The sequence below is a fragment of the Daejeonella oryzae DSM 19973 genome, assembly GCF_000422945.1.
Classification (GTDB): domain Bacteria; phylum Bacteroidota; class Bacteroidia; order Sphingobacteriales; family Sphingobacteriaceae; genus Daejeonella; species Daejeonella oryzae.
This window is the reverse complement of sequence record NZ_AUHA01000006.1, coordinates 153,222-168,984: the sequence shown is the minus strand read 5'-3', so window position 1 is coordinate 168,984 and position 15,763 is coordinate 153,222. Positions and strand designations below refer to the sequence as shown.

General features: G+C 37.9%; 13 protein-coding genes. 5 read left to right on the top strand and 8 right to left on the bottom strand.

Translation table 11 applies throughout. The features are described 5' to 3' along the window. Positions 1-9: 9 nt before the first annotated feature. Positions 10-1,455 (top strand): SusD/RagB family nutrient-binding outer membrane lipoprotein, encoded by a 1,446-nt coding sequence (locus G521_RS0111625; RefSeq protein WP_026898695.1) that lies wholly within the window; start codon positions 10-12, stop codon positions 1,453-1,455. Between the two features lie 119 nt (positions 1,456-1,574). Here G521_RS0111625 and G521_RS0111620 read toward each other — a convergent pair whose 3' ends face one another. After that, positions 1,575-2,114: an OmpA family protein gene (locus G521_RS0111620; RefSeq protein ID WP_026898694.1), complete on the bottom strand. Its 540-nt coding sequence runs from the start codon at positions 2,112-2,114 to the stop codon at positions 1,575-1,577. Positions 2,115-2,432: 318 nt separating this feature from the next. On the opposite strand from G521_RS0111620, the gene G521_RS0111615 reads away from it, so the two are divergent. Further along, positions 2,433-3,755 carry a DUF389 domain-containing protein gene (locus G521_RS0111615; protein ID WP_036679140.1) on the top strand — a complete coding sequence of 441 codons (1,323 nt, stop codon included), beginning with the start codon at positions 2,433-2,435 and terminating at the stop codon, positions 3,753-3,755. Positions 3,756-3,860: 105 nt separating this feature from the next. Here G521_RS0111615 and topB read toward each other — a convergent pair whose 3' ends face one another. After that, a complete protein-coding gene (topB, locus tag G521_RS17095) occupies positions 3,861-5,705 on the bottom strand; it encodes a DNA topoisomerase III (RefSeq protein ID WP_036679138.1) in 1,845 nt (614 codons plus the stop codon). A gap of 323 nt (positions 5,706-6,028) precedes the next feature. Beyond that, positions 6,029-7,060 carry a DNA polymerase III subunit delta gene (holA, locus tag G521_RS0111605; protein WP_026898692.1) on the bottom strand — a complete coding sequence of 344 codons (1,032 nt, stop codon included), beginning with the start codon at positions 7,058-7,060 and terminating at the stop codon, positions 6,029-6,031. A gap of 93 nt (positions 7,061-7,153) precedes the next feature. Between holA and G521_RS0111600 the strand changes: the two genes are divergently transcribed. Together G521_RS0111600 and G521_RS0111595 are read left to right on the top strand one after the other, a co-directional pair. Next, positions 7,154-7,612: a type I restriction enzyme HsdR N-terminal domain-containing protein gene (locus G521_RS0111600; RefSeq protein ID WP_026898691.1), complete on the top strand. Its 459-nt coding sequence runs from the start codon at positions 7,154-7,156 to the stop codon at positions 7,610-7,612. An 88-nt stretch (positions 7,613-7,700) separates the two neighbouring features. After that, positions 7,701-8,159, top strand: coding sequence for a hypothetical protein (locus G521_RS0111595; protein ID WP_026898690.1), 459 nt, complete (start codon positions 7,701-7,703; stop codon positions 8,157-8,159). Between the two features lie 62 nt (positions 8,160-8,221). Here G521_RS0111595 and G521_RS0111590 read toward each other — a convergent pair whose 3' ends face one another. The 5 genes from G521_RS0111590 to G521_RS0111570 form a co-directional block, all read right to left on the bottom strand. Beyond that, positions 8,222-8,599: a LysM peptidoglycan-binding domain-containing protein gene (locus G521_RS0111590; RefSeq protein ID WP_026898689.1), complete on the bottom strand. Its 378-nt coding sequence runs from the start codon at positions 8,597-8,599 to the stop codon at positions 8,222-8,224. Positions 8,600-8,602: 3 nt separating this feature from the next. Next, a complete protein-coding gene (locus tag G521_RS0111585; RefSeq protein ID WP_036679135.1) occupies positions 8,603-9,088 on the bottom strand; it encodes a BON domain-containing protein in 486 nt (161 codons plus the stop codon). Between the two features lie 22 nt (positions 9,089-9,110). Continuing rightward, entirely contained in the window at positions 9,111-9,314 is a 204-nt protein-coding gene (locus tag G521_RS0111580) for a dodecin family protein (protein ID WP_026898687.1), read from the bottom strand. Positions 9,315-9,480: 166 nt separating this feature from the next. Continuing rightward, positions 9,481-10,161 (bottom strand): hypothetical protein, encoded by a 681-nt coding sequence (locus tag G521_RS17840; protein WP_155975786.1) that lies wholly within the window; start codon positions 10,159-10,161, stop codon positions 9,481-9,483. 125 nt (positions 10,162-10,286) lie between these two features. Beyond that, positions 10,287-12,974, bottom strand: a complete 2,688-nt coding sequence (locus tag G521_RS0111570) for a valine--tRNA ligase (RefSeq protein WP_026898685.1) — start codon at positions 12,972-12,974, stop codon at positions 10,287-10,289. 480 nt (positions 12,975-13,454) lie between these two features. Here G521_RS0111570 and G521_RS0111565 point away from each other — a divergent pair, with 480 nt between their 5' ends. Further along, positions 13,455-15,512 (top strand): M13 family metallopeptidase, encoded by a 2,058-nt coding sequence (locus tag G521_RS0111565; RefSeq protein WP_026898684.1) that lies wholly within the window; start codon positions 13,455-13,457, stop codon positions 15,510-15,512. Positions 15,513-15,763: the final 251 nt, after the last annotated feature.

Here is a 15,763-nt window from a genome sequence, read left to right as displayed (position 1 = left end):
ATAAATAAAATGAAGAAGATATTAGGTTTATTAATAGGATCAGTCATGCTGCTATCAGCATGTGATCCGAGTGATTTCGGAGATACCAACATCAATCCGACGGCGGTTAGCAGTGTTCCAAATAAAGCGCTGCTTACCAATTCATTACAAACATTACCGGGAACAGCTTTTCCTGGAACAGCCGGGAATCGCCATTCTGCAGATATGTATGTTCAGCATATTTCAGAGGGTCCTTATCCGGGTGCATCCCTTTATTCATTCCGAAACTTCGATTGGGCCCTGCATTACACCGGACCATTGTACAACCTGAAAACTATTATTGATAATGCTACAGAGGGAAACGCACTTGCAGAAGCAGGTGTTAACGGTTCAAAAGACAATCAGATTGCCGTTGCCCGTATCTTAAAAGCATATTATTTTTGGTGGTTAACAGATCGTTATGGCGATATTCCATATTCAGAAGCACTTAAAGGAGATGGCAATTTCAGTCCGAAGTATGATACTCAGCAAAGTATTTATACGGATCTTTTTAAAGAATTGAAAGAAGCAGCAGCCCAGATTAAAACTGCAGAAACTGGTGTAAAAGGCGACCAGTTATTCGACGGCGATATGGCAAAATGGAAAATGTTTGCAAACACTACCCGTTTGTTTATGTCATTACGTTTGATGAAAAATGATAATGCCAAAGGCCGGGCCGAAATGGCTGATGCATTGGCAAGTGGAGTGATCAGCAGCAATGCTGAAAACATGTACTACCGTTTCTTATCAAATGATCCAAACAACTTTAATCCATGGTATGATAACTACACAGTTAGCTTACGTAATGATTATGCTATCAGCAAAACGATGACGGATTATATGGCTCCTAAAAATGATCCGCGTTTACGGGTTTATGGAGAAGTATTAGCCGGACAGGTTGTTGGTTTAACATATGGATCTAACACGGCAACAAATATCCCCGGATCTTTTAGCCGTATTGGTGATAAATTCCGCGGAGCCGGTTCACCAGCTTTGATTTATTCTTATGCCCAGGTCTTATTTACTATGGCCGAAGCAGCTAAACAAGGCTGGATTGCCGGAGGCGACGGCGTTGCTGCTACGCATTATGCAGATGCTATAAAAGCATCATTCGAAACATACGGCGTATATGATGCAGCCACATATGCAACTTATATGGCCCAGGCGAGTGTAGTTTACAATCCGGCAAACGGATTAGAAAGAATCATGACTCAAAAATGGGTTCATTTATATTTGAACGGATATGAGTCATGGACAGATTGGAGAAGAACAGGTTTTCCGGTACTGGCAGCAGCACCCAATGGAAATCAGCCAAATATACCCCGCAGAATGGGTTACCCAACAAATGAGGGATCTATAAATGGTGCAAGTTACAAAGAAGCAGTTGCCCGTCAGGGAGCTGATGATTTAAATACCCGGATGTGGTGGGATAAATAAATTAGAATGTTAAAAAAAAGACCGGTCTGAAATATAATTCAGACCGGTTTTTTTATGAGAAATTGAAAAGAAAAATTACCATTGAATCTTTGTAAAAACTCTTAGACAATTTCAGAAGCTTAATTAATTTTCTCGATCTCTACACGTCGATTAAGCACCCGTCCTTGCTCTGTGTCGTTGGAAGCAATAGGCTTTGATTCACCCAACCCAATGCTGGTCAGATTACTTCCCTCCACTCCTACATTTACAATAAAAGCTTTTACCGCATTTGCCCGGTCAATTGACAAAGTCATATTTCTTTGTTCTGTGCCTTCTAAAGAAGAATGCCCTTTAATATTAAATTTAACGGCCGGGTATTTTTTCATCTCCGCGGCAATCTGATCCAGAACAGAATATGAGGATGTCTTTAAAACAGCGGAATTGAATTCGAACTGAATATTGCTGTAATTAAAATCAGGCATTTTTTCTGGTGCCGGAGCCGGAGCTGTTTCCACTTCCCTTTCTACCGGCGCTGGAGTTGGAGCTGGTTTAACCTCTTCTGTTACTTGCACAGCAGGAGGAATTGCAGCAATCTTTTTGGCTTTACAGGATCCGAATAATACTGCAGAAGTTGAAAATGCTAAAATAAGGATGCTAAGTTTTGATCTGCTAAATTTCATATAATTAGTTTTGGTTTAATTTCAGATTGAACGCTTACAATCAAATCTTGTTACAATTTCATCATTTTTGAAAGGTGCTCAATCTCATTTTTAAAAATTTTCCGATTAAATAAAGCCGGTTTTAAAACCCATTTTCAGGAAAAACCAAAGACTCTTCTGCAGGATATCCTCGTTTTAAAATTAAAACTATCAATAAAAGCAGTATGAAACCTGGAGTTCTCATTTGACTCGTTTTAATAATTAGGAGACCTAACCTGAAATATAAAAATTTAAACTTCGTATATTTTGGGCTTGTACAGCGGTTAATTAATTTCATCAATGAAGCAGTTTGTGTTAATTAGGAAAATTCTAGGTTCAATTGATCTGGAAAGTGATGTGGATAGTTATGATAAGATCCATCAATCCATTTTGAAGGATATTATTTTTAAGGGCACAAATCTTTGGATTCTGGTATTTGCAATACTAATAGCTTCGGTTGGATTAAATATGAATTCCACAGCAGTTATTATAGGAGCAATGCTTATATCTCCATTAATGGGCCCCATAAATGGCATGGGTTATAGTATTGCAACCTATAATTTCCCGCTCTTTCGAAAAGCTCTAAAACATTTTGCCTTTGCAGTTAGCGCCAGTCTGCTGGCTTCAACCGCCTATTTCGCAATGAGCCCGATCTCTACTGCACATTCTGAATTATTAGCCCGAACAAGTCCAACCATTTATGATGTATTGATTGCATTATTTGGCGGCTTGGCAGGCATTGTAGCAATAAGCAGTAAGCACAAAGGGAATGTTATTCCGGGTGTGGCAATTGCTACAGCATTAATGCCTCCGCTGTGTACCGCAGGTTATGGATTGGCATCCGGCAAATTTGATTATTTTTTCGGAGCTTTCTATTTGTTTACAATTAACACTGTCTTTATCGCTATTTCGTCTGTGGTTATTTCACAAATTCTGAAATTCCCGATAAGAACTATAGTTGATGACGCTCAAAAAAAGAGAGTAAACAGATGGATTACCATCGTAATTTCTCTAGTTCTAATCCCGAGTATTTATTTTGGCTATAACCTGGTTCAAAAAGAAAAATTTGTAAAGAACGCTACAGATTATGTGAAAAGTATCAGCGTTATAGAAGGTAACTATTTATTGAAGAATGAAATTAATCCCGACAGGAATTCAATAAGATTAGTTTACGGCGGTGCCACATTAACTGATCCTCAAAAACAGAGAATAAGAGAAAAAGCAAAAGATTACTCTCTAAACAAAGTGAAGGTAGATTTCCTCCAAGGCCTTTCTTTTGATCAATTGACCAAGAAAACAAGCGAGCTGGATAATTTAAAGGCAGAAATGAATCGGCTAAATTTGCAAGTGCAGGGGAAGGAAAATTATATTGACAGTTTGCAGGCAAGAAGTTTTCGGGGCAGGCAGGTTTTAAATGAAATCCGGATTTTATATCCGCAGATTATTAAATGCTCATTTTCCGATTCGTATGTGTTTCGTGATTCTTTACCTGTTCCTGAAAAGCAGTCAATTGTGGTATTCACCCTTAAAAATAGTTTGAACAATAGTGAAAGATCTAAAATTGAGGATTGGCTCAAAACAAGACAAAAATCGAAGCGTATAAAGGTTTATTATGAGCAATAATAAAACTTATCCCGGCAACGGAATTATACTGACTACGTTGGTGAGAATTTACCGGCTCAATATGACTTAAATATAGATTGTTGATTTCATCCGGCTTCAGTTAAATTACTGAACTACTGCCTGGCTGATAGATTTTGCAAGACCTGGTCCTGCTTGTAAAAGTTCCTGAGTTATAGAACGGGTATATTCTTTTATTTCTTCTTTAAACTCAGTTACTGATGCGCCGGATCTGATTTCCTCCAGGCGTTTTTCCCATGTTCCGGTTAATTCTGCCTGGGCTATTTTTTTATCCTTAACAACTTCATATACGGCAAGTCCTCTGCCCGTAGGCACCAGATTTTTTTTCTCCCGGGTTATATATTCCCGTTTTATTAAAGTTTCTATAATTGAGGCACGGGTAGCAGGAGTTCCAAGTCCGCTATCTTTCATAGCATATCGTAATTCCTCGTCGTCAATTTCTTTGCCCGATGTTTCCAGAGCCTTCAACAGGCTGGCTTCATTATATAAAGGTTTGGGTTTAGTTTGTTTTTCAAGAATTACTTTATTTTCAACCGGCAGGTATTCACCTGTTTTCACTTTGGGGAGTGTATTGTTTTCTTCCTCTTTCTTTTCCTCATCGGGCTCGTTATAAACAGATCTCCAGCCAGCTGATTGAATAACTGTTCCATTTGCAATAAAATCAGACCCCGATTCTATAGTGATTTTAGTGATTTCTTTGATACATTCTTTATGGAAAGATTCGAGCATACGCCCGGCAACCATATCATAAACAGCTTGCCGGTCTTCACTTAAATTTCCGGGGGCTATCCCGGTAGGCAAAATAGCATGGTGATCCGTTACCTTTTTGGCATTCACACTCCGTTTATTTAACGGGATAGTTAACAGAAATGAAGCCTGCTTTCCAAAATCAGCATGAGCGGTTAATTTATCAATCAGTTGAGGAACACCGGCAAAAACATCATCACCAATATAGCGGCTGCCGGTACGCGGATAGGATACTAATTTGCCTTCATACAAACTTTGCAAAATGGTTAATGTCTGATCAGCAGTATATCCTTTTTTCTTATTGGCTTCCTGCTGTAAACTACTTAGATCATGCAAAAGCGGAGGCGGTTCTTTTCTGGGTTTTGATTCTACATTTTTTAAAAATCCTCCGGCAGCATGACCGCCTGATACATTTTTTACGCTATCAAAAACCACCTGCGCCAGCTCTCTGGTTTTAAAATTCTCAAATGAGATTGCTTTAAATAAAGCACCATCTTTAGATAACTGAATACTTACATGGTAAAAAATCTGCGGAACAAAGTTTTTTGATTCCAGAAACCTCGAGCAGATCATAGCTAATGTGGGCGTTTGCACCCGACCGAGAGACAACACAGATCTGTTGCCTGCAGAAATACTTAAAGCCTGAGTTGCGTTCATCCCAACCAGCCAATCTGACTCTGATCTGCAATGAGCTGAATTAAATAAAGTGTCGTAATCTGTTCCCGGTTTTAAATTGCGAAATCCTTCTTTTATGGCTTCGTCTGTTTGTGATGAAATCCACAATCGTTTAAATGGCTTTTTGCATTTTAAAAAATAATAGATATATCTGAAGATGAGCTCGCCTTCCCTCCCGGCATCAGTAGCAACTATAATTTCGGTAGCTTCATCAAACAGCATTTTAATGGTATTCAGCTGTTTTCTTACACCGGGATCTTCTACAACCCCGTCCTTAGTTTTTATTTTACGAATAGCTAACTTGAACTTTTGGGGAAGCATAGGCAGGTGCTGAACCCTCCATCCGTAATAACCGTAATCCTGAGGCGGAGCCAGCTGCAGTAAATGGCCAAAAGCCCAGGTGAATGAATATCCCTTTCCTTCTATATACCCATCCTTTTTAGAAGTAGCACCAAAAACTTTGGCTAATTCACGGGCGACAGAAGGTTTTTCGGCGATGACAATTTTCATATTACGTGATCAACTTAGGGGCGGCAAATTTTATCATTATAATTTAGAATACCGCATAGAAGTTAATCTATTCAGCAGTTCAATAAATACGTTCTGGTAAATTTCCGAAATGATTCTGTTATCAGCTGGAAAGATAATGCTGTAAATTACACTCGCCGAAAACAAGAAACATTGCTTACTATTATTTGGGTTTCTGCAATTGTTGGAATTCTGATTTTTATGGTTTCAAACATTTCTCCCGTTTCTCTAACATCAATACCTATATTATAAAATCAATCTGTTTATAAGACAAATCTAATTTTGCTGAATGGGGATATGCCGGATTAATGGATAATCTTAAACACCAGTTCTTTCAGCAATTCGCCGTCACTTGTATTACCTGTAGCATCAACTCCTTTAGAACGCAAATCGCAGTCACGCAAATAACTTATTACCTGAAAAGTTTTAATCTTATCAAAGTTCCTCCCGGCAATTTCATAATCTTTAACAAAATAGGGGCTTACTCCCAACTCTTTGGCTAATCCCTGCTGCGAGCGGTCTTTTGCATAATGGAATTTTAAAACCTTGCTGAAATACGTATTCAAAGCACCTAAAACCAAAGGCATTGGATTAGCTTTTGGGTTGGAAGCAAAATATTGAATGATTTGATTTACTTTGAAAACATCTCTCCTCACCAATGCATTTTGAAGCTCAAATACATTATATTCTTTACTGATGCCAATATTATCCTGTACATCTTCGGCATTAATTTCAGTTCCGGGAACACAGTTTAACATTAGCTTTTCAAGCTCATTGGCAATTTTAGAAAGATCATTACCCAGATATTCGGCCATTAGTGCCGCCGCACGTGCATTTATCCGATAATTCTTTTCACGAACAAAATCCTCTATCCATGATGCAATTTTATTTTCATAAACCTGTGCAGATTCAAAAACCAGCCCTTTTTTATCAATTGCTTTGTAGGTTTTTTTTCGCTTATCAAATTTCCCGTGTTTATAACAAAACACCAGAATAGTACTTTGCAGGGGATGTTCCAGATAATTCAACAAAGGATCAACAGCTTTTTTGTCGTCCTCGCTATCTTTTCCCCATTTTAATTCCTGAGCCTCTTTTACAAGTACAACCTGAAATTCGCTCATCATTGGAAAACGTTTTGCAGAATTCAGAATCGTCATTATATCGGTGTCTTTGCCGTATAGAATGGTTTGGTTGAAGCCCTTTTCTGCATCTGAAAGCACGTTATCTTCAATATAATCGCTGATCTTATCTATATAATAAGATTCTTCTCCGTGGAGAAGATATACCGGCTTAAACTTTCGGCTTTTGAGATCTTTTACAAGGTCATGGATATTCATATTCTGGCCGCAAATTACAAAATAATGGGTCAGCAAAAATTGTGAGATTAAAAATCTTAGATTTTACATAAATTCAGCCTTTCTGCAATCAGCATGTTTGAACCTGTACCCTTAAATTTACCTTCCTTTCCTTTCCGAATCAAAGAGGAATCTGGCAACTATTTCATTTTTGATGAAATCCGCAAAAAATACCTCTTATTAACACCGGAAGAATGGGTGAGACAGCATGTAGTTCAGTATCTCATCTCCGAAAAAAAATATCCGCGTTCTCTTATTAAACTGGAAGGCGGATTGAGATTGAATACTCTTCAAAAACGGACAGATATTTTATTTTATAATTCGGCAGGCGAAAAAATACTATTGGTGGAATGTAAAGCTCCGCAGATTTCAATTACTCAGGAAACTTTTGATCAGGTTGCCCGGTATAATTTAGTTCATAAGGTAAAATGGCTCATGGTAAGCAATGGATTACAACATTTTTGTTGCCGGATAGATCTTAATGAAGCAAGCTATAAATTTGTAAATGAGCTGCCTGCGTACAGTGAAAGTTAATATATTACGTTATTGTTAATTTTATTAAGCGAGTATAACTTTTTATAAAATCCTCCGTATACCTTGTCTCAAACTTAATTATAACCGTATGACTTATCAACTTGACATTTCGCATTATCGCTCTTCAAATAATGATGCACGTTTATGGATGTTCGCTAAGATATTTTTGTCATTATTGTTTTTAAATACATTGGGAGTAGCTTTTTACTTCAATTTTCCGGCTCTGAGTCTGTTAAATGTTATACTCGGATTGGTTTTTCTTGCCGTGATGATCAAGCTGATCAGTAAAAGAATTAAAGTCCCATTTGTGCAAATTGCCGGTGGAACTTTAAAATACTTTAATCCCCGCGAAGGTGAAATGATTTCAGTTTCTGCTAAGGATATTACGCATATAAGCACCCGCTTTTGTGAGTTAAAAGTACATACAGAAGAAAGCGTACATTCATTAAATCTGGGTCTGATAAGAAATGAGAAAACCCGGTGGGAAATCAAAGAAATGATCAGAGAGATGGCTCGTACAGATGGCGGACTTCCTTTAGAAAATTAATACAACCCGTGTTTACATAATGAAGGATTGAGTTATTAGCTCAATCCTTTTTTTATACCTGGTTATTTGGAAGGAATTTTTAAAACCTGGCCAGGATGAATCAGATCAGGATTGCTGATGGTATCCTTATTTGCTTCAAAAATTTCCTGCCAGGAGAGTTTGTCATAGTTTGAAGCTATTTTACTCAAACTATCGCCAGATTTAACCGTATAGGTTTGCTGACCAAATTGAGGAATTACTGCAATATCTAAAACCATATCGCCTGATCTCATATCCGGATCAAGACGTTGATAGGAATCCCAAATTTTTCTTTTAACCTCTTCAGATCCTGCAGTTCCGGAGACATATAAAATATTATTCTGCTCGTTAACTTTCAGGTCATTTATTCCGTTTGATTTCGCAAGGCTGATGACCTCGCTGTATTTTTCCTGTAGTGCCATATTTTAATTCTTTATTGTTAACTGGTTTATTACTTTTTTAGGGTTAGCTTCATTAGCAGCCTGCATAACTTTAACCAGATCGGCCCGGTCTATTTCACCGTTCAGTGTTACTTCGCCATTATTTACAGAAAAACTTACCCCATTAATTCCTTTTTGGGTAAAAGTTCTTTCCAAAGTTGATTTCAGTTCAGTATCAGAATCAATTACAATTTCCGGAGAACTTACCGTGGTATTATTGACAACTGATTTAACACCCTTTACATCTTTTACAGCATCGCCAACCGCAGATTTAGTTTGATCATCTTTTACTTCACCCGTCAGAGTAACAACACCCCCGCTAACCGCCACACTTACATCAGAATCAACAACAGCAACTTTTGCCTGGCTATCTGCCTGAATCTGAGAATCACTTTGTTTACAGGAATATAAGAGTGTTAAACCCATCATCATCATAACAGCAATTGAGTTCTTAAATGATTTTAATTTCATGAGATTTTGATTTGGGTTCAATTTAATGAGTGATTTCGAAGGTAATTTTTAAGTTGACACGGTAATTGGTAATTTTTCCGTCGGTTACCTTTGCGCTCTGATCTTTCACATAAGCAGACCTGATATTTTTAATATTTTTACTTGCTTCAGTAATACCCTGCTGTGTAGCATCCTCCCAACTCTGGGGAGAATTAGCTAAAATTTCAATAACCTTTAATACCGACATGATCCTGTTTTTTTAAGTAAACATTCCGCCTCACTTTTTTTCAGTTAAGCTTTTAGTTAATAGTTAAAGGTGATTACCGACCGGAATGTTTAGGTTTTTTATAAAAACTTATTTAAAAGTTATTATGCGGCTGGAATAGCAGATTGTTTAAGCAAAAAATTGTCATTCAAGTTTTGACAATCCGAATCTTCTTAATAACAACCCGGTAATTTTTGAGATTAGGATGATCAGATTGAACAGGATGATCTCCCATTACTGACGGATCTGACGATGGTGTATTTTTCTGTTGTTGCATTTGGAACACTGCTTTGAAGCAGGGGAAATCTTTTTCCAGTTTACCGTTATTAAAACTTATTAATGTGCCGCCATAATCCCAGCCGAAACCATAAAATTGAAATACGCCTTCATTTAATTTTTCAATTTCCTGAATACTTGATCCGATGCCAATGGAATTTGAGAATCGAAAAGGAGATTTAGGATTAGAAATCTCAATTGCCTTCATGGTTTCAAAGGGAGGCTGTTTCTCTTTCCAAAAGACTTTAATTTCGTCGATTTTAGATTTATGAATGGTGCTGAAAGTTTCTTCATATGTTCCTTCCAGCATCAGCGAGTCGATGGTAATATTGTCCTTACCGAACTTATCTATGAGACCATTCAGATTATCAGAAAATTTTACCTGAGCAACTCCCTGGCAGTTTATCAGGTTAGTACCAGAATCAGATGCATTATTAACCTTTTTGTTTAAATCAGGCTGAATAATCAACGAATCATTTGTATTGGATCGGTTTACAAATTTGCCGGAATTTTGCCTGCAGGCCGTTAATACAGGTAAGCTTAAAAACCACATTCCTAAAAATGCGGCTTTAATAAATTTACCCCTTAGATCAACTGAATCTGAGCAACGCAATTTTAATTTTTTTTGAATTTTGATCCCGTTTTCATGATTCATATGATTAATATCCTGCAGAACTTTTACGATTCCAAGGATTGAAGACTCTCTTCTAAAATTTTAATTTTCGATTCCGCATCCTCTTTCTTCCGGCGTTCATTATCCACCACTTCCGCCTTTGCATTCTGAACAAACCGTTCATTAGAAAGCTTTGCGTCAACGGATTTTAAAAACCCATGCAGGTATTCCAATTCTTTTCCTATACGCTCTTTTTCGGCATCTATATCAATATTATCAGCAAGAGAAACAAAGAATTCGTCTTTCCCGGCCATAAATTTTGCAGCGCCTGCAACCTGATCATCTACAAATTCAATATCACTAATATTGGCAAGCTTGGATACGATATTCAAATACTCATCATAATGTATTGATGAATTCACTTTAATATTTAATGGCAAAGCTTCTTTAGGAGAAATTTGCTTCGTGTTCCTGACATTTCTAATTTCTGAAACAACCTGTTTTATAATCTCCACATCTTTTAAAAGCTTTGAATTTATCACGGAGGCTACAGGATAAGGAGCAACAATACAGCAATCCATTTCTGAACGTTCAGCGAAAACATCCTCATGCCATAATTCTTCAGAAAGAAATGGCATAAAGGGATGTATTAATTTCAATATTCTTTCAAAGAAATCGAGAGTAGCTTTATAGGTTGCCGCATCTATCGGTAACTGATAACCGGGTTTTATCATTTCCAGATACCACGCACAGAAATCATCCCAAACCAATTTATAAATGCCCATTAAAGCCTCAGATAAACGGTATTGCTTGTAATTATCTTCGATCTCTATCAATGCCTGACTAAATGCCGAATCGAACCATTCGATAGCCTGCAAGTTGGGGTTATCTAAATTTTCATCAACTTCCCAGCCATTAACAAGACGAAACGCGTTCCATATTTTATTGGCAAAATTGCGTCCCTGCTCACAATAACTTTCGTCAAACATCAGATCATTGCCTGCCGGAGAACATAAAAGCATTCCAACTCTGACACCGTCTGCGCCGTATTTTTCAATAAGGTCAATGGGGTCGGGAGAATTTCCCAATGATTTGGACATTTTACGTCCCAATTTATCGCGAACAATTCCGGTGAGGTAAACATTTTTAAAAGGTGCTTTTCCACGGAACTCATGACCTGCCATAATCATCCGGGCAACCCAGAAAAACAATATTTCGGGAGCCGTAACCAGATCGTTGGTTGGGTAATAGTAATTGATATCTTCGTTATCCGGATCTTTAAATCCATCGAACACAGAAATCGGCCACAGCCATGAAGAAAACCAGGTATCTACCACGTCTTCATCCTGCTTCAGAAATTCGGACGCCTGCTTTCTAAATCCCGCTTTTTCATCCTCAGACATTTTACATCTTGCCGGATCACGGTTTATCAGTTCTTCAAGAGCTTCCTCCCTGGTTTTGGCAATTACAGGCGCCTCATGCTGAAAATACCAGGCCGGAATTTGCTGTCCCCACCATAGCTGGCGACTTATACACCAGTCCTTCACATTTTCCATCCAGTGACGGTAGGTGTTTTTAAATTTTTCGGGAATCAGGTTAACTTCACCATCCAGCACATAATCGAGCGCAGGCTTGGCCATTTCATCCATTTTACAAAACCATTGCAATGATAATTTGGGTTCTATTACTGCATCCGTTCGCTCAGAAAAACCGATCTGTGATTTATAATCTTCAACCTTTTCCAGGTGCCCTTCGGCTTCCAGCATTTGAGAAACTTTTTTACGGGCAATAAACCGGTCCTCTCCTACCAGAATAACCGCCAGTTCATTTAAAGCTCCATCATTATTTAAAATATCAATTACCGGCAGATTATGTTTAACTCCCAGTGAGTAGTCATTTAAATCATGCGCCGGCGTCACTTTAAGACAACCGGTACCAAATTCTATATCAACATATTCATCTTCTATAACCGGTATTTCGCGGTTTATTAATGGAACAAATACTTTTTTGCCTTTCAGATGAATAAAGCGCTCATCATTTGGGTTGATACAGATAGCTGTATCGGCCATTATAGTTTCAGGACGTGTGGTTGCAATAGTTAAAAAAGACTCTTTTCTGGTTTGGTCAAATTTAGTTCCGGCTATGTGATAGCGGATATAATATAATTTTTGATTTACTTCTTTACGGATTACTTCCTCATCTGATACCGCCGTTTTCCCTTGTGGATCCCAGTTTACCATTCGCACTCCGCGATAAATAAGGCCTTTTTTATATAGATGAATAAAGGTATCTATCACGGCTTCCGAAAGATCCTTTTCCATGGTAAAACGGGTGCGATCCCAATCGCAGGAAGCACCTAACTTTTCAAGTTGCTTAAGAATAATTCCGCCGTATTTCTCTTTCCACTCATAGGCATAATTTAAAAACTGCTCCCGGCTAAGATCTTTTTTATCAATTCCCTGTTCCTTCAGCATGGCTACCACCTTAGCCTCGGTTGCAATACTGGCATGATCTGTACCCGGAACCCAGCATGCATTTTTCCCCTGCATCCGGGCACGGCGAATTAATACATCCTGGATAGTATTGTTTAACATATGGCCCATATGCAAAACCCCGGTTACGTTTGGCGGTGGAATTACAATGGTATAAGGCTCACGCTCATCCGGCACTGAACGGAAAAATTTCTTTTCCATCCAATAGGAATACCATTTATCTTCTGTTGATCGGGGATTATATGTTTTAGAAATACTCATTTTATGGCCTGTACTTAATGGGCAAAAATACATTTTTGAGAGGGAAACCGGGAAGCCTCCAAAAGGAAATTGTTCTTTTTATAAGGGACATTTCGCATTTCTGCGAAACTTTGCCCCTCTAACAAGCATATTTCAAAGGTTTTCCAAGTAAACCTTATAAGCAAAAGCAATATTTTAACTGATTATCAGTTATTTAATTTACATACGAATTCGTAATGAGAACCTCCTGATCCTGAAAATGGATACGGCTATAAAATTTGAAAGAATGAAAAATTTATTTCACTTAAAAATTTTACCTTTTCTCTTCGATCATTTAAAAATCGGAAGGATTATTTACTGGTTTAACAAGTAATATTTCTATTATTTATGGAAATCCTCCGCTCTTCTAAATAAATTCACCTATTATTAAACGTTTCGATTTTACAAACCCTTCTGATAGTATACATCGGCTAATTGATTTATTTACTTTAAAACCTAATTATGGATAGAAAGAACACAAAATTTATTTTATGCGGAATTGCTGCTTTCATTACTCTGGAAGCCAGTGCACAACATGATTCTCCTGAATTACCAAAAGGAAAAAGAGAATTCATTAATAAGGCTGACATGAATGTAAATGTTAAGCCCGGCGATGATTTTTATGAATATGCCAGTGGAACCTGGATCAAAAAAAATCCTGTTCCGGCTAAAGAAACCCGCTGGGGAAGCTTTCAGCAACTGCGGGATTTTAATATTAATGCGGTTAAATCATTATTAATCGAAGCTTCATCAGATAAAAATGCTGCTACCGGATCTTTAGAGAAACGTGTGGGAGATTTTTATGCTGCAGGAATGGACAGTAGCACAATCGATAAATTAGGATTTACGCCGATTAAAGCAGATCTGGAAAAAATCAATTCTATTAAAGATGTGAAAGGCGTGCTTAATCATTCGGCATGGATGAGAACTGCAGGAATGGGATCTCCGATGTTTGGATTTGGTGTGGGTCAGGATCGCAAAAATGTAGAAAATATGGTTCCTCAGCTTTTTCAAGGCGGAACTACTTTGCCGGACAGAGATTATTATCTTAAGAATGATGCCCGAAGTATCAAAATTCAGGATGCTTATAAAAATTACATTGTAAAATTATTTACGTTAAGCGGAGTTGCAGAAGCGGAGGCCAAAGCTAATGCAGAGGTTATTTTCACTATTGAGAAATCTTTGGCTGAGGCGCAAATGAGTCGTGTAGAAATGCGGGATCCGTATAAAACCTATAATAAACTCGCGGTAGCAGATTTAAGTAAAACCACTCCAAACATGGATTGGAAATCACTGCTTTCAACAATGAAAGTTATTGGACAGGATACTGTTCTGGTTTCCTCTCCTAAATTTTTTGTTGATCTGGATAAACTGATTTCTTCGGTTCCGGTAAAAAACTGGCAAACGTACCTTAAATGGAATGTGCTTAAAACATCAGCTCCGTATCTGAGTACTCCTTTTGTGAATGCTAATTTCGAATTTACAAAAGCTTTAAGCGGTCAAAAAGTACAAACTCCACGCTGGCAAAGAATGTCGTCATTAACTGATGGCTCTATTGGCGAATTGCTAGGACAATTATATGTAAAGAAGCATTTTAAACCTGAGGCGAAAGCCCGTATGCAGGAGCTGGTTTCTAATCTGGTTAAAGCATATGAAATCAGGATCAAAAATCTGGATTGGATGAGTCCTGTAACCAAGCAAAAAGCTCTGGATAAATTATATGCTTTTAAACCAAAGATAGGTTATCCGGATAACTGGAAAACCTACGATGGCCTGGCCATTAACCGTAATTCTTTCTTTCAGAATTTAAAAAATACCGGAACCTGGAAGTATGATGAAATGATTGATCAGTTGGGAAAACCGGTTGATCGTACCCGTTGGGGCATGACACCGCCTACTGTTAATGCTTATTACAATCCTGTAATGAACGAAATTGTATTTCCTGCCGGAATTCTTCAGTTTCCGTTCTTTGATCCAAATGCCGATGATGCGGTAAATTATGGTGGCATTGGCGCAGTAATTGGCCATGAAATTTCTCACGGATTTGATGATTCCGGAAGTCAGTATGATAAAGACGGAACGTTACGTAACTGGTGGACTGAAGAAGACAAAGCAAAATTTAAAGAGAAAACCGCGGCGTTAAAAATTCAGTATGATAATTACACCGTATTAGATACCATCCATGTAAATGGACAGTTAACTATGGGCGAAAACATTGGCGATCTGGGAGGTTTAAATGCAGCTTATGAAGCGTTTAAAATGACCAAGCAAGGTCAATCAAATGAAAAAATTGATGGCTTTACTCCTGATCAGCGCTTTTTTCTGTCATGGGCCCAGGTTTGGAAAGGAAACACCCTTGCAGAAACAGCGGCTCAGTTAATTGTAACGGATTCGCATTCTCCGGGACAATACCGCACCATTGGCGCTCCGGTTAATATGGACGCATGGTATGAGGCTTTTAATGTTAAGCCAGGCGATAAACTGTATAAAAAACCTGAAGACCGGATTAAGATCTGGTAAAATATGGCATTTCTTAAAGCATAAAGGAATATATCAGCCGGCAATTCGTACTCTAAATTGAGAACGAATTGCCGGCTTTTTAATTTACAGATATGCAGACTAAAAATTTCAAAAGAATATAATACCTGAAATGTGATCCGCTTGTATCTTTACGGACTTAATGGAAACTTATTTTTTCGTGAGTGTGAGGTTCAGGTTTATTTATCATCAACAACAAACCTGCAGAATTGATGTTCTACATATTGACGCCA

What these genes read in the sequence shown, in the direction of transcription:
- G521_RS0111570 (WP_026898685.1), bottom strand. Translation starts at nt 12,974, where the DNA reads ATGAGTATTTCTAAAACATATAATCCCCGATCAACAGAAGATAAATGG.
- G521_RS0111585 (WP_036679135.1), bottom strand. Translation starts at nt 9,088, where the DNA reads ATGAAATTAAAATCATTTAAGAACTCAATTGCTGTTATGATGATGATG.
- holA (WP_026898692.1), bottom strand. Translation starts at nt 7,060, where the DNA reads ATGAATATCCATGACCTTGTAAAAGATCTCAAAAGCCGAAAGTTTAAG.
- G521_RS0111595 (WP_026898690.1), top strand. Translation starts at nt 7,701, where the DNA reads ATGACTTATCAACTTGACATTTCGCATTATCGCTCTTCAAATAATGAT.
- G521_RS0111580 (WP_026898687.1), bottom strand. Translation starts at nt 9,314, where the DNA reads ATGTCGGTATTAAAGGTTATTGAAATTTTAGCTAATTCTCCCCAGAGT.
- G521_RS0111590 (WP_026898689.1), bottom strand. Translation starts at nt 8,599, where the DNA reads ATGGCACTACAGGAAAAATACAGCGAGGTCATCAGCCTTGCGAAATCA.
- topB (WP_036679138.1), bottom strand. Translation starts at nt 5,705, where the DNA reads ATGAAAATTGTCATCGCCGAAAAACCTTCTGTCGCCCGTGAATTAGCC.
- G521_RS0111620 (WP_026898694.1), bottom strand. Translation starts at nt 2,114, where the DNA reads ATGAAATTTAGCAGATCAAAACTTAGCATCCTTATTTTAGCATTTTCA.
- G521_RS0111615 (WP_036679140.1), top strand. Translation starts at nt 2,433, where the DNA reads ATGAAGCAGTTTGTGTTAATTAGGAAAATTCTAGGTTCAATTGATCTG.
- G521_RS0111600 (WP_026898691.1), top strand. Translation starts at nt 7,154, where the DNA reads ATGTTTGAACCTGTACCCTTAAATTTACCTTCCTTTCCTTTCCGAATC.
- G521_RS0111625 (WP_026898695.1), top strand. Translation starts at nt 10, where the DNA reads ATGAAGAAGATATTAGGTTTATTAATAGGATCAGTCATGCTGCTATCA.
- G521_RS0111565 (WP_026898684.1), top strand. Translation starts at nt 13,455, where the DNA reads ATGGATAGAAAGAACACAAAATTTATTTTATGCGGAATTGCTGCTTTC.
- G521_RS17840 (WP_155975786.1), bottom strand. Translation starts at nt 10,161, where the DNA reads ATGTGGTTTTTAAGCTTACCTGTATTAACGGCCTGCAGGCAAAATTCC.